The 13306-nt window shown below is 69.9% G+C and carries 13 protein-coding genes; 8 read left to right on the top strand and 5 right to left on the bottom strand.

Annotated elements, in window-relative coordinates:
* The first annotated feature begins 59 nt into the window (after positions 1 to 59).
* Positions 60 to 1277, top strand: coding sequence for a dephospho-CoA kinase (gene coaE / locus ACWDUD_RS25565; protein WP_248676010.1), 1218 nt, complete (start codon positions 60 to 62; stop codon positions 1275 to 1277).
* 21 nt (positions 1278 to 1298) lie between these two features.
* On the opposite strand, the gene ACWDUD_RS25560 is transcribed toward coaE, so the two are convergent.
* A complete protein-coding gene (locus ACWDUD_RS25560; protein WP_197255594.1) occupies positions 1299 to 1811 on the bottom strand; it encodes a DUF402 domain-containing protein in 513 nt (170 codons plus the stop codon).
* An 82-nt stretch (positions 1812 to 1893) separates the two neighbouring features.
* On the opposite strand from ACWDUD_RS25560, the gene uvrB reads away from it, so the two are divergent.
* From uvrB to ACWDUD_RS25545, 3 genes are all read left to right on the top strand, one after another.
* Positions 1894 to 4047 (top strand): excinuclease ABC subunit UvrB, encoded by a 2154-nt coding sequence (gene uvrB / locus ACWDUD_RS25555; RefSeq protein ID WP_197255596.1) that lies wholly within the window; start codon positions 1894 to 1896, stop codon positions 4045 to 4047.
* A gap of 11 nt (positions 4048 to 4058) precedes the next feature.
* On the top strand, positions 4059 to 4931 hold the full coding sequence (locus tag ACWDUD_RS25550; protein ID WP_248676012.1) for an SCO6745 family protein: 873 nt from the start codon (positions 4059 to 4061) through the stop codon (positions 4929 to 4931).
* 163 nt (positions 4932 to 5094) lie between these two features.
* Positions 5095 to 5547 carry a universal stress protein gene (locus ACWDUD_RS25545; RefSeq protein ID WP_197255598.1) on the top strand — a complete coding sequence of 151 codons (453 nt, stop codon included), beginning with the start codon at positions 5095 to 5097 and terminating at the stop codon, positions 5545 to 5547.
* A gap of 58 nt (positions 5548 to 5605) precedes the next feature.
* Here the strand turns inward: ACWDUD_RS25545 and ACWDUD_RS25540 are convergent, their stop codons facing one another.
* Positions 5606 to 5884, bottom strand: a complete 279-nt coding sequence (locus tag ACWDUD_RS25540) for a DUF732 domain-containing protein (RefSeq protein WP_248676013.1) — start codon at positions 5882 to 5884, stop codon at positions 5606 to 5608.
* On the opposite strand from ACWDUD_RS25540, the gene ACWDUD_RS25535 reads away from it, so the two are divergent.
* Positions 5874 to 6128, top strand: coding sequence for a hypothetical protein (locus ACWDUD_RS25535; RefSeq protein WP_248676014.1), 255 nt, complete (start codon positions 5874 to 5876; stop codon positions 6126 to 6128). The genes ACWDUD_RS25540 and ACWDUD_RS25535 overlap by 11 nt on opposite strands.
* A 40-nt stretch (positions 6129 to 6168) precedes the next feature.
* On the opposite strand, the gene ACWDUD_RS25530 is transcribed toward ACWDUD_RS25535, so the two are convergent.
* Positions 6169 to 8508 (bottom strand): HelD family protein, encoded by a 2340-nt coding sequence (locus ACWDUD_RS25530; RefSeq protein WP_450111125.1) that lies wholly within the window; start codon positions 8506 to 8508, stop codon positions 6169 to 6171.
* A gap of 103 nt (positions 8509 to 8611) precedes the next feature.
* Positions 8612 to 9610, bottom strand: coding sequence for a DoxX family protein (locus ACWDUD_RS25525; RefSeq protein ID WP_248676015.1), 999 nt, complete (start codon positions 9608 to 9610; stop codon positions 8612 to 8614).
* 123 nt (positions 9611 to 9733) lie between these two features.
* Between ACWDUD_RS25525 and ACWDUD_RS25520 the strand changes: the two genes are divergently transcribed.
* The 3 genes from ACWDUD_RS25520 to ACWDUD_RS25510 all read left to right on the top strand — a co-directional run bounded on the left by ACWDUD_RS25520 (position 9734) and on the right by ACWDUD_RS25510 (position 12006).
* The gene (locus ACWDUD_RS25520) at positions 9734 to 10183 is read left to right on the top strand and encodes a DUF5709 domain-containing protein (protein ID WP_450111124.1); all 450 of its coding nucleotides are present in this window, start codon (positions 9734 to 9736) and stop codon (positions 10181 to 10183) included.
* 534 nt (positions 10184 to 10717) lie between these two features.
* Positions 10718 to 11284, top strand: coding sequence for a CsbD family protein (locus ACWDUD_RS25515; RefSeq protein ID WP_450111123.1), 567 nt, complete (start codon positions 10718 to 10720; stop codon positions 11282 to 11284).
* Between the two features lie 59 nt (positions 11285 to 11343).
* Complete coding sequence (locus ACWDUD_RS25510) at positions 11344 to 12006, top strand: IF2 family translation initiation factor (RefSeq protein WP_197255604.1); 663 nt, start codon at positions 11344 to 11346, stop codon at positions 12004 to 12006.
* A gap of 364 nt (positions 12007 to 12370) precedes the next feature.
* On the opposite strand, the gene ACWDUD_RS25505 is transcribed toward ACWDUD_RS25510, so the two are convergent.
* The gene (locus tag ACWDUD_RS25505; RefSeq protein WP_450111122.1) at positions 12371 to 13306 is read right to left on the bottom strand and encodes an NADP-dependent oxidoreductase; all 936 of its coding nucleotides are present in this window, start codon (positions 13304 to 13306) and stop codon (positions 12371 to 12373) included.

Below are 13306 nucleotides of genomic sequence, written 5' to 3'. Positions count from 1 at the left end.
GCCGTAACTTTCGCCCGGTCGAATTTCCGGGACCACCACGATGATGCGAGACTGTCGGCGTGCTGAGATTGGGCTTGACCGGTGGAATCGGTGCCGGCAAATCGACCGTGTCGAAGGAACTCGTCGCGCTGGGGGCGGTGCTCGTCGACGCCGACGCCATCGCCCGGGAGATCGTCGCACCCGGAACCGACGGGCTCGCCGAACTCGTCGACGCCTTCGGTGACGACATCCTCCTGCCCGACGGATCGCTCGACCGTCCGGCCCTGGCGGCCAAGGCCTTCGCCAGCGACGAGGCGCGCGCGGTCCTCAACGCCATCACCCACCCGCGGGTGGGGCAGCGCACCGCCGAACTCGTCGCCGCGGCTCCCGCGGACGGAATTGTGGTGCAAGACATTCCGCTTCTGGTCGAGGGCGACATGGCGGCGATGTTCAACCTCGTCGTCATCGTGCACACCGACGAGGACGAGCGGATCCGCCGGCTCGTCGAACTGCGCGGCATGCCGGAGGCGGACGCCCGGGCCCGCATCGCGGCGCAGGCCAGTGACGACGAGCGCCGTGCCGTTGCGGACGTGTGGCTCGACAACAACGGCGACCCGGCCACGCTGATCAAGGCCGTCCGGGCGCTGTGGACCGAACGGCTGGTCCCGTTCGAGCGGAATCTGCGCACCCGCACCCCGGTGCGGGTCGGCCCGGAGCTGACCGCGTCCCGCGAGGACTGGCCGCAGCAGGCCCAGCGCCTGATCGCGCGGTTGGCCCTCGTCGCCTCGGGTACCGCCGTACGCATCGACCACATCGGTTCGACCGCGGTCCCCGGCCTCGACGCGGTCGACGTGCTCGACCTGCAGATCACCGTGCCCGATCTCGCCGCCGCGGACCGCCTGGCCGAACCGCTCGCCGCGGCCGGGTTCCCGCGCATCGCCCAGGTCGAACAGGAAGACCCGAAGCCGGCCTACGGTGCCGGCGGCGAGACCGATCCTGCGGTGTGGGCGATGCGCCTGCACGGCGGCGCCGACCCCGGCCGGCCCGTGCACGTCCACGTGCGGGTCGACGGGTGGCCCGGCCAGCAGTTCGCGCTGCTCCTGCGGGACTGGCTGCGCGCCGATCCGGAGGTCGCCGCCGAGTATGCGGACGTCAAGCGTGCCGCCGCGCAGGCCGCTGCCGGGCAGTCCGATCCGGTCGCGGCGGAAGCGGCGTACGACGAGGCGAAGGCACCCTGGTTCGATCGCGCCTACCACCGGGCGTGGGAGTGGGCCGAGGCCACCGGCTGGACCGCGTAGGACCCGGGGCGGCAGTCGGGGTCACCGCCAGGTGAGCGGCATCCCGCGCGAGGCGAGCCAGGCGTCGAGGTCGTAGCCGTGCGCGGCGATGCCGTCCACCGCGGCGAGCGCGATGTGCACGGCGCGCTCGGCGTCCTCGGGCTCGAGCAGGCCCGCCGCGACCCCGGCGAACAACTCGTCGACGTCCTCGACGGTGGTGCCCCGGCCCGTCCGCACCACCAGGTCCAGATAGTGATCGCGGGAATGCCACACCGATCCCTCGGCCCAGAAATCGCCCACGTCGATGTACCGGTCCTGGTCGCGTTCGGACCCGGGGCGGAAGTGGAAGATCGACACGCGCAGCCCCGGCTCGGGCAGCAGCCACGATTCGAGATAGCCGAACTCCGGATGATCCGCCGGCCGTGCCATGTACAGGCCCCACGGTTCGACCCGATACTCGTCGACCGGACGCACGAAACCCTTCGGGTCGGTGTTGGTGCGGGCGTCGACATCGAACGTCTCGGTCTTCACGTGGTGCAGCTTCGCGGCGGACATGGGGAGAACGCTACCGCCCGTGCTCCGGATGTCCGGGTATCGAAACCCGACGGTGTCGGTGGCACCGCCTACCCTGGTCTGCATGGCGTTCGCAAGTGAGCATCCGGTCGTCGCGCACTCCGAGTTCCGGCCCGTCGGCGAGATCGAACGGACCGCGGCCCGGTTCGAGGTGGTCAGCGACCACCAGCCGGCAGGCGACCAGCCGGCCGCCATCGACGAACTCGAGCGGCGGCTGAAGGCGGGGGAGAAGGACGTGGTCCTGCTCGGCGCCACCGGCACCGGCAAGTCGGCGACCACCGCGTGGCTGATCGAACGGGTCCAGCGGCCCACCCTGGTGATGGCGCCGAACAAGACCCTCGCCGCGCAGCTCGCCAACGAACTGCGGGAAATGTTGCCGCACAACGCCGTCGAGTACTTCGTGTCGTACTACGACTACTACCAGCCCGAGGCGTACATCGCGCAGACCGACACCTACATCGAGAAGGACTCGTCGATCAACGACGACGTGGAACGACTGCGGCACTCCGCGACCTCGGCGCTGCTGTCCCGCCGGGACGTCGTGGTGGTCGCGTCGGTGTCCTGCATCTACGGCCTCGGTACCCCGCAGTCCTATCTGGACCGCTCGATCCAGCTCGAGGTCGGGGTCGAGGTGCCGCGCGACGCGCTCCTGCGACTGCTCGTCGACGTGCAGTACGACCGCAACGACCTCGCCTTCACCCGCGGCTCGTTCCGGGTCAAGGGCGACACCGTCGACATCATCCCCGCCTACGAGGAACTCGCCGTGCGCATCGAGTTCTTCGGCGACGAGATCGACGCGCTCTACTACCTGCACCCGCTCACCGGGGACGTCATCCGCAAGGTCGACTCCCTGCGGATCTTCCCGGCCACCCACTACGTGGCCGGTCCCGAACGGATGGAACGCGCGGTCCGCGACATCGAAGCCGAACTCGAGGAGCGCCTCGCCGATCTCGAGAACCGCGGCAAACTGCTCGAGGCGCAGCGGCTGCGGATGCGCACCCAGTACGACATCGAGATGATCCGGCAGGTCGGCTTCTGCTCGGGCATCGAGAACTACTCGCGGCACATCGACGGCCGCGCCGCCGGTTCCGCGCCCGCGACCCTCCTCGACTACTTCCCCGAGGACTTCCTGCTCGTCATCGACGAATCGCACGTCACCGTGCCGCAGATCGGGGCGATGTACGAGGGCGACATGTCGCGCAAACGCAACCTCGTCGAATTCGGGTTCCGGTTGCCGTCCGCCGTCGACAACCGGCCCCTGACCTGGGAAGAGTTCACCCAGCGCGTCGGCCAGACCGTCTATCTGTCCGCGACCCCGGGACCCTACGAGCTGGGGCAGGCCGGCGGCGAGTTCGTCGAGCAGGTCATCCGGCCCACGGGTCTGGTCGACCCGAAGGTGGTCGTCAAACCGACCAAGGGGCAGATCGACGACCTGGTCCACGAGATCCGGGAACGCGCCGACCGCGACGAACGTGTCCTCGTCACCACGCTGACGAAGAAGATGGCCGAGGACCTCACCGACTACCTGCTCGAGCTCGGCATCCGGGTCCGGTACCTGCACTCGGACATCGACACCCTGCGCCGCGTCGAACTGCTGCGCCAGCTGCGCCTCGGCGAGTACGACGTGCTCATCGGCATCAACCTGCTGCGCGAGGGTCTCGACCTGCCCGAGGTGTCGCTGGTGGCGATCCTCGACGCCGACAAGGAAGGCTTCCTGCGCAGCACCACCAGCCTCATTCAGACGATCGGCCGTGCCGCCCGCAACGTCTCCGGCGAGGTTCACATGTACGCCGACAAGGTCACCGATTCGATGGCGCGGGCCATCGAGGAGACCGAACGGCGCCGCGAGAAGCAGATCGCCTACAACGCCGAACACGGCATCGATCCGCAGCCGCTGCGCAAGAAGATCGCCGACATCCTCGACCAGGTGTACGAGGAGGCCGACGACTCCGTCGAGGTCGCGGGATCCGGACGCAACGCCTCCCGGGGCCGGCGCGCCCAGGGCGAAGCCGGCCGCGCGGTCAGTTCCGGCGTGTACGAGGGCGAGAATGTGAAGGCCATGCCGCGCGCCGAACTCGCGGACCTGGTGCAGCAGCTCACCGACCAGATGATGCAGGCCGCCCGCGACCTGCAGTTCGAACTCGCCGCCCGGCTGCGCGACGAGATCGCGGATCTGAAGAAGGAACTCCGCGGGATGGACGCGGCCGGGCTCCAGTAGCGTTACCGCTCATGGATTCCCACGCCGCCGGCCGCGCCGCCCGCTCCCTCGAACTGCTGCACTCGTTCGTCTACTTCGCACCCGAGGTCGACGAGGCGCTCGGCGCCGTCGGACTCGCGTCCGGACGCGTCCGCTACTTCGCGTCCCGGTCCGCGGCGCTCGGCGCGGTCGGCGCCGGGGTCGTCACCGCCGTCTTCTACAACTTCAGTCCCCGGCTGGTGGCGTCCGTGATCCCGGCGGCCTGGCAGGACGCCGCCCCTCGGGACGTCGCGGCCGCCCGGGTCGCCGGTGTCGATGCCGCGCTGCGCCGACTGCTCGGCGCCGACGTGATCGCGTCGGCGGAGATGGCGGAGGCCGCGGAACTCGCCGCAACCGCGGCCCGGGCGATCCCCGGACCGGACGGTCGGCCGCTGTACGCCGCGCACGCGGACCTGCCGTGGCCCGACGCCCCGCACCTGGTGCTGTGGCACGCCCTCACCCTGCTGCGCGAGTACCGCGGCGACGGCCACGTGGCGGCCCTGCAGACCGCGGGGCTCAACGGCCTCGAGGCGCTGATCACCCACACCGCCAGCGGGATCGGGTTCAGTGAGGAGTACGCGCGTCGCCGCCGCGGCTGGACCGAGGACGAATGGGCGGGTACCGCATCCGAACTGCGCGCACGGGGACTTCTCGACCGGCGCGGTGAGCTGACCGGGGACGGCTTCGAGGTTCGCGAGCTCGTCGAAGACCTGACCGACGACCTCGCGGCGGCACCGTGGGCGGCGCTCGGCGAATCGGATGTCGAGCGGCTCCTCGACCTGGCGCTGCCGTGGCGCGACACGATCACCGACTCGGGGCTCTTCCCCGCCACGCTGTTCGGTCCACGTTACGGTGACGCGCGGTAACATCAACCGCTGTGAGTGGTTCCCGGCGCAGACCGCGGCAGGTGTGGCATCTGCCCCAAACACACCATCCGTACCGATCGGCCGGTTACTGTCGACGCAGTCGGGGGACTCTTATCAAGATCACCTCGACCGGAACCGATTACCCGTATCGATGGAGGATTGAATGAGCGCCTACCGGACCATTGTCGTCGGAACCGACGGATCCGAGTCGTCGTACCGGGCCGTGGAGAAGGCAGCCGCTCTCGCCGGGGACTCCGAAGCCCGCCTCGTCATCGCGTGCGCCTACTACCCGGCCGATCCCAAGGACACCGCCCACGCCGCCGACGTGCTCGGCGCCGACGCGTACCAGGTCACCGGATCCGCGCCGAGCAACGAGATCCTGCGCACCGCACGCGAGAAGGCCATCGTCGCCGGCGCCAAGAACGTCGTCGAACGCGCCGTCGTGGGAGCGCCCGTCGAGTCGCTGCTCGCCCTCGTCGAGGAACTCGAAGCCGACCTGATCGTCATCGGCAACCGCGGCCTGAACACCATCACCGGCCGTCTCCTCGGCTCGGTTCCCTCGGATGTCGCCCGCAAGTCGACTTCCGACGTCCTGATCGTCCACACCGTCCGCTGACCTGCGCTCCCGCCCGCTCCGGATCGTCCGGGGCGGGCGGTGGCACGCGTGCGGGTGGTCAGCAGTAGCTACCCACCGTGGTCTCCACGAACCGCCGTGCCGCGTCGTCGCCGGACAACGCCGTTCCGGACACCGAAGCCGCATACGTCGCGATCGGCCGGACCGTGTCGAGGATCCGCTCCTCGGGGAGACCCGCCGCCACCTGATCGCACAACCCCCGCGCGACCGCCAGCACCGTCCCGTCCGTGAGCCCGGACGCCAGACCCGCCTCGCCCAGCGCCTCCTTCAGGCGCTCACCCCGCTCGTCGAGCAACGGCGGTGCGGTCGTGACCGACACGGACGACGAGGCTGCCACCGGTATCGACGATTCCGCGGCGCTGTCCGACGCGGTCGCCGACGAACACGCCACCGCACTCGCGGAGGCGGCGGCCATCAGCAGCATCGGGGCCAGCAGCAGCACCCGGACACGGCGGGACGCGCCGCGCCGCGGCCCGTACCACCTCGCGTTGCCAACCACCGCGCCTCCTTACGCATCCCCCGCCGGTCCGCTCGCAACCTACCGTGCCGGGGTCGCGAAATGATCTCGAAACCTCGGCAGCGGATCCTGTGCGGGCGCGGCGATCAGCATTCGGCAGGTTCGTGCAGTCCGTCCAGCACCTCCGGCAGCGCCGACGTGTGCAGCACGCCCAGTCGCTGCGTCGCACGGGTCAGCGCGACGTAGAGGTCGTTGAGGCCGCGCGGCGACTCGTCGAGGATGTCGCACGGTTCGACGAGCAGCACCTCGTCGAACTCGAGGCCCTTGACGTCCCGGACCGTCGCCACCCGGACCGACGGCCCCTCGAGATGCGCCCACTCGGTCGCCAGCCGATGCGGCACGATCACCGCGGTCAGGCCCGGGCCGTCCTGCGCGGCGAGCGTCTGCTGCACCGCCTCCGCGAGATCGTCGGCGTCGACGTGCCGTGCCCACGGCGCGAAACCCGACTCGCGCACCGACCGCGGGGGCACCTGCTCGGGGTCGATTGCAGCGAGAACCGAGTGCGCCACCTGCATGATCTCCGCCGGGGTGCGGTAGTTGACGGTCAGCTCCGCCTTCCGCCACCGGTTCGCCACATACGGTTCGAGGATCCGCTGCCACGACGAACTGCCCGCCGGATCGCCGGTCTGTGCGGTGTCGCCGACCACGGTCATCCACCGATTCGGGATACGCCGCATCAGCATTCGCCAGGCCATCGCCGACAGCTCCTGCGCCTCGTCGACGATCACGTGACCGTAGGTCCAGGTGCGGTCCCCGGCGGCGCGCTCGGCGGTGGTCTCGTGCCGGCGCAGATCCTGCCGCTCGGCGAGCTGGGTGGCGTCGATCAGGTCGTAGGCCATCAGCAGCTCGGGGTCGAGGTCGTCCTCGAGATCCTGCGGTGCCGATCCGGTGAGAATGTCCAGTGCGCCCTGGGCGTCGGCGATCTGCCGCCGCCACCGCCGCGCGGCCCGTTCCCGGTCCGCGGCATCGTCGACGCCGAGCAACTCGGCCAGTTCGTCGAGCAGCGGCGCGTCTGCGGCACTGAACCGGCCACCCGAACGCGGCCGGTGCAGCAGCTCGATCTGCTCCTCGGTCAACGCCGGCGCCGCCGACGCGAGCCGCTCCCGGGACGCGAGCAGATCCGTGAGGACCTGCTGCGGGGTGAGCTGCGGCCACAGCGCGTCGATCGCCGCGAGGATGTCCGGATCGGCACGCATCTCCGAGCGGATGTCGGCGATGTCGTCGCGGCTGAGCAGATTCCCGCCGTCGACCAGATTCGTGCCGATCAGCTCCGCGAGCTGGTCGGCGAGCGCCTCGATCACCGCCGAGACGAAGATCGGACGGGCAAGGTTGTGCGGACGCCGCGACGACCGGGCCCGGCCCCGCGCGCGGGTGACGGTCTTGCGGTCGAGCGTGATGCGGTACGAGTCGAACATCAGTGGCACCGGTTTCGTCGGTACCTCCTGCCGGTCCCGCACCGCCTTCTTGAGCACGTCGACCATGTCGAGCGAACCCTTGACCTGCCCGGTGGCCAGGTCGTCCTCGAGCTCGGCACGCACACCCGGATACAGGTCGCCGATCGTGGACAGCAGCACGCCGGTTTCACCGAGCGACGGCAGCACCTGGCCGATGTAGTCGAGGAACGTCGAGTTCGGGCCGATGATGAGCACGCCCGCCTTCGCGAGCTGCTTGCGGTACGTGTACAGCAGGTACGCCGCACGGTGCAGGGCGACCGCGGTCTTGCCGGTCCCGGGACCGCCCTGCACGACGAGGACGCTCTTGTGTTCGGAGCGGATGATGGCGTCCTGCTCGGACTGAATCGTGGCGACGATGTCGTGCATCTGACCGGTACGGGCCGCGTTCAACGCCGCGAGGAGCGCCGATTCGCCCGCGACACCGCCCGCCGGAGTCGTCGTGCCGTGCGCTTGCGCAACCTCGAGATCGAGGTACTCGTCGTTCAGCGCCGTCACGGTGCGCCCGCGGCTGCGGATGTGACGGCGGCGGATCACACCTTCCGGTGCCGCCGGGGTCGCGAGATAGAACGGCCGCGCCAGCGGTGCCCGCCAGTCCAGCAGCAGCGGCTCGAAGTCGTTGGCCTCGTCGAGGATTCCGAGACGGCCGATGTACCGGACCTCGGTGTCGTCGATCCCGTCGGAGTTGCCCCCGTCGACGTCACCCGGATGGGACCCGTCGGTGCCGTTGCGCACGTCGATGCGGCCGAAGCACAACCCGTGCTCGGCGGCGTCGTACTTGGCGAGATCCTCGGTGTACATCTGCGTGAACGACTCGCGTTCGCTGCGCGCCTGGGGCGTGCCGCCGGTCTCGAGCAGCACCCGACCGAGCCGGGTCTGTGCGTATTCGCGCAGCGAATCGAGATGCCCGTACAGCATCGACAGGTATGCCTGCTCACGCTCGTGATCAGGGTGCGACAGGCCGTCGGACGGCAAAGGGTCTCCTCGGGTCGTGATGTGTCGGCGCGTCGTGCGGGCGTCGACAGAATTGCCCGAGAAGTCTAGTGCCGTCCGCGGCGCTGTGCAGAATCAGCCGGGGTCAGCCGGCCAGGTGGTGCCGTCGTTCGCGCGCCTCCTCGGCCAGCGCGCGGGCTTCCCGGGCCCGAAGCGCGGCCTGCTCCTCGGCGATGTGTGCCCATTCCGTTCCGTGTTCGCGCGCCGTCTCCCACCACCGGAGGCCGCGGCCGCGCGCCGTCTCCGCAAGTTCGGGCCCGCGCTCGCGGGCGAGTTCGGCGAGTTCGGCGCTGCGCTCGCGGGCGAGTTCGGCGAGTTCGGTGCCGCGTTCCCGGGCGAGTTCGGCGAGTTCGGGCCCACGCTCGCGGGCGACCTCGAGCAGTTCCGCGCCGCGCTCCCGGGCGACCTCCGCGAGACCGGAACCGCGTTCCCGCGCGGATTCCGCGATGACCGGGGCGCGGTCCTTCGCGACTTCGAGGAGATGACTTCCCTGGCCACGGGCGGTTTCCGCGAGCTCGGCTGCATCGCCCGTCAACGCACGGACACGTTCGCCGACCGCGTGCAGACCGTCCCCGAGCGCGTCCTTGTTCTCGGCGTGGTGGCTCGGCAACACCGCGACGACCTTCTCCTGCGCGTGCCGGGCGGCTCGCCGGCCCCGCCACCCCAGCGACGGCTTGCCCTCGGTGTCGGCGGCGGCGATGAGCAGGCCACCGAGCAGGCTGACGTTCTTGATGAACTGCGTGCGTTGCATCGCTCGCTTGGCCGGATCCTCGACGTTCCAGAAGTCGTGTCCCGCGACCGTGGTGGGTACCAGCGTGCCGGCCAGAACCAGCGACGCGATCCGGGGCGCCTTACCGACGGCGAGCAGCGCGCCGGCCCCGACCTGCACGGCACCGTTGACTCGCACGAGCACTTCCGGATTGTCGGGAATGCGCTCGGTGACCGAGTTCGGCAGCATCGCCAGGGCCTGTTCGAGGCCGGGTTGTGCCGCGTCGGCCTTCCCCGACGGACTGCGGAGGGCGTCGACACCCCCGGCGATGAAGATCGATGCGAGCATCGGTCGGGCGATTCGGCGAAGGATCATGCTTCCTCCCGTGGTGGGTTGCCTTTCAATCCTGACGTGTACCCCGGGATCGTGGGGCGTATCCCTGGCTATTCGGTACCGATCCGTATGCAGGAAGGGGGTCGTAGGGGCATCGTTGGACTCATGAACATCGACGACGCACGCGACGACGTGTACGGCGGTGAGTACAGCGTCGACGAGGACAATCAGCTTCAACCCGCGGACACGCTCGACGACCGCGGTGTCGCCGACATGCTCGACGAGGGCTATTCACCGCCCGAGCGACCGCTGGCGATGAACGCGACGGGAACGACCGGTGACGAGGTGCGCTACGGCGGCAGCCTCGCGCACCGGATCTCGGCCGAAGAACCGGACCCCGCGTTCGACACCTCCGAACCGGACGTCGACGCGGTGATACCGGGGCAGCGCTACATGGGCGAGGTCGGTGACCGACGCGCCGGCCGACTGGTCGCCCACGACGACGGACTCGCCGGCGACGAAGAATCCGAGCTGTGGGCCGGGGACGCCGGAATCGACGGGGGAGCGGCGTCGGCCGAGGAAGCCGCGGTTCACGTCATCGAAGAAGAGGAGTGATTTCGTAACCAACCGAATTCCCACCGGTGGGTTGCGGGATCCTGCACGCGGAAGTCGTTCCGAAACGGTCGGTAAGACGTCACCATCAAGCACGAGGTGTTCAGCTTCCGCCCGTCGTGGACGACGGACATCAGCGTCGAGTACCGGGGTGGACGGTGGCAATCGAATACGATTTCGGCTACTGACCTCGCGCAGACTCGAAAGTCCTTGTAGGCCAGTGTGAGAGCCGGGATATGCCCGCGGCCGGGTAGCGGTGGTGCGACTGAGGGAAGACGATCTGCCACTCGGCCCTGTATTCGTCGACCAGGCGCTGCGCACTCTGATGGGCAAGCTGATGCGTCGCGCAGTAGCGGGTGGTGCGGCTTCGGTCGAGACGAATCGCGAGGTCCTGGGTGACGAGGTCCTGGTGATCTCGTCGACCTCGTCGGCGCGCACATCCACCTCTCGAGCTTCTCGAGGATTGAAGCCGACCGCGCCGGGCTATTCCTTCCCGCGGGGCCGACCACTTCGTGTCCCGTACGGAAGGAGATCAGCGTGGCCGAAGACAGCGCATCCGACAAGGCACGCCTCGGGTTGAAGCAGACCGTGGTCGGCAAGGCGAAGGAGGTCGCCGGAGCTCTGACCGGCAACGATTCCCTCACCACCGAAGGCCGCCTCGACCAGGAACAGGCCCGGCAGGCCAGGAAGGCCGACACCCTCTCCCACATGGCAGAAGCCGAGGGCGAAGAGGCGGTCGAACAACTCGACGCCGTGCGCGAAGCCGGACGGCAGGAACGCGAGGCGGTGCAGCACCGGACCGAGGCCGCCGAGTCGCAGGCCGAGCGAGAGGCACGGGTCCGCAAGCAGGCCGCCGAACTCGAATACCAGGAGAACGTGGTCCGGGCACAGTCCGACGCAGCCCGCCAGGCCACGGCTGCCGAGCAGCAGGCACGCCGCGAGGAGAACGCCCAGATCACGGATGCCGCTGCGGAGGTCGCAGCCGCCGACGAGAACCACCGTCGCGCCTCCCACGACGCCGAACGCGCACGTCTGGAGGCCGAAGAGGAACGCCGCAAGGCCGAAGCCCTCGATCGGTCGCTGACCGACGGGCCGGATCGCTGACGAACACCCCCGACATTCCCTACCGGAGCTGTACCCCCATCGAAGTTGGAGATGTGCCGATGAACCTCACCACCGTGCCCAAGAGCGTCCTGCGACTGCAGTACATGATCGCCCGGTTCCCCCTCGGGTTGATCGAACAGCAGTTGCGGTTCTTCCTGCCCACCGACGCCCCGCCGCGCCTGATGTACGAGCGGGGGCTGGGCATGCTGGACGGCATCGTCGGCAGCGTGCTCGACGACCAGGAGATCGCCATGCGCGGGGCGCGCGCCACCGAACACGCCGACGCTGTGAAGCGCGCGGAGAAACTCGATGCCCAGGCCGAGGCCGAGAAGCGTGCCGCGGACGCCGAACTCCGTCGGATGCGTGAGCGGGCCGCCGCCGAGCAGGAAGCCGCACGGCGCGATCGTGAGGAGGAAGTCCAGCAGGCGCGGGAGCGTGCGCAGGAACGCGCGAAGCAGGCCGAGAAGGAAGCCGAGCAGAAGAAGGCCGCCGAGATCGCGAAGGCCGATCAGGAGGCCGCCGCGAAGCGTCGGGCCGCCGAGACGGCCAAGAAGAGGGAAGAAGAGCGCATCCGCAGGGCCGAGGAGGAGGCCGCCGAGCCCGTCAAGGTCTCCCTCAAGGATGCGGTCGCCAAGCAGCTCGAGGCGAAGGAGGCGGAGGAGCGCGCACACGATGCGGGCGAGGTTGCCGAGTACGAGAAGATCGAGCACAAGAATCCCTGAGTGCTTCGGCAGAGCCCTGAGCGCAAAGCGCCTCGGTAGACCCAGCGCACAGACGACGAGACCCCGGTGCATCCTGTGCACCGGGGTCTCCTCCGTCGGAAATAGCCGCGGATCAAAGCGCGGATCAACAGCTTCCGCAGGCAACGCTCGAGCCCCGGCCGCAGCCGCGCAAGTACCGGCCCGCGTCGTACCGGCAGGACCGCGTGAACAAGCTCGGCGCGCAGAGGGAGACGCCGGCGGAGCCGATCATCACCGACCGCGCCCCCGAAACCGCCACCCCAGCGAACGACCTCGACTGTGGGTTTCGCCATACCGGCCGGCGGTGCGCGGTGACGGCAGGCCACCCGCGCGCCGCGTCGAGACCTCAGAGGAACGGGTTGCCCGACAGGTCCAGGACGAGTTTGCCGCGCGAGTGCTTGGCGTCAAGCAGGCGGTGCGCCGCCACGATGTCGGTGAACGGGACGGTCCGCACGGGCAAACGCAGCGCGCCGTCGACGACGGCGTGCACCAGTCGGTCGAGTCTCTCGGGTGACCGCTGCACCCGCACGAGGGGTACCCCGTGCGAGGTCGCGGTTTCCGGGACCAGGGTCACGGCCCGACCGCCGGACCGCCGCACAGCGGTGGCCACGTCCCCGGCCTCTCCGGTGCCTGCGAGGTCGATCGAAACGGTGACCCTTCCCGGTACGGCCTCTCGGATCCGGTCCGCGAGGCCGTCGCCGTAGACGACGGGCGTCGCGCCGAGGTCACGCAGGTGGTCCTGGTTCGATTCGCCGGCGGTGCCCACCACCGTCACGCCGTCGGCGACCAGCAGCTGGGTCAGGACCGTCCCCACGCCACCAGCAGCGCCGTGCACCACCACGACGTCACCGGCTCGCGCATCGGTCGCCTCGATCGCCGTGACCGCGCTCTGACCGACGCCCGACAGTCCGCCTGCGACGGCCCAGTCCAGTGCGGCGGGCTTGTGCACGAGCCGGCCGGGGTCGGTGTCGACGAGTTCGGCGTCGACTCCGGGCGTGCCGAAGCCGATCACGTCGTCGCCGACCGTGTAGTCGCCGACGCCGGCACCGACGGCGACCACGGTGCCGGCGAACTCCGTGCCCGGCACGTGCGGGACCGCGCCACCGAACGCGCCGGAGCGGATGCGGGCGTCGACCGGGTTGAGCCCGCCGATTCGCACCGCCACCCGCACGACGCCGGGGGCGGGGGGCTCACCGACCGGCAGGTTCTCGATCCGGATGACGTCCGGCGGCCCGAATTTGCGCACCACGGCGGCGCGGTAGGTGGTCTGTGATGTGGTCAT

It is taken from the genome of Rhodococcus sp. NPDC003382, from assembly GCF_053589135.1.
This window is presented reverse-complemented; position numbering and strand designations above follow the sequence as displayed.

Excerpts from the sequence above, each read along its gene's own strand:
- ACWDUD_RS25505 (WP_450111122.1), bottom strand. The coding sequence starts at position 13,306 with ATGACCACATCACAGACCACCTACCGCGCCGCCGTGGTGCGCAAATTC.
- ACWDUD_RS25545 (WP_197255598.1), top strand. The coding sequence starts at position 5,095 with ATGAGCGCCTACCGGACCATTGTCGTCGGAACCGACGGATCCGAGTCG.
- ACWDUD_RS25520 (WP_450111124.1), top strand. The coding sequence starts at position 9,734 with ATGAACATCGACGACGCACGCGACGACGTGTACGGCGGTGAGTACAGC.
- ACWDUD_RS25525 (WP_248676015.1), bottom strand. The coding sequence starts at position 9,610 with ATGATCCTTCGCCGAATCGCCCGACCGATGCTCGCATCGATCTTCATC.
- ACWDUD_RS25510 (WP_197255604.1), top strand. The coding sequence starts at position 11,344 with ATGAACCTCACCACCGTGCCCAAGAGCGTCCTGCGACTGCAGTACATG.
- ACWDUD_RS25550 (WP_248676012.1), top strand. The coding sequence starts at position 4,059 with ATGGATTCCCACGCCGCCGGCCGCGCCGCCCGCTCCCTCGAACTGCTG.
- uvrB (WP_197255596.1), top strand. The coding sequence starts at position 1,894 with ATGGCGTTCGCAAGTGAGCATCCGGTCGTCGCGCACTCCGAGTTCCGG.
- ACWDUD_RS25560 (WP_197255594.1), bottom strand. The coding sequence starts at position 1,811 with ATGTCCGCCGCGAAGCTGCACCACGTGAAGACCGAGACGTTCGATGTC.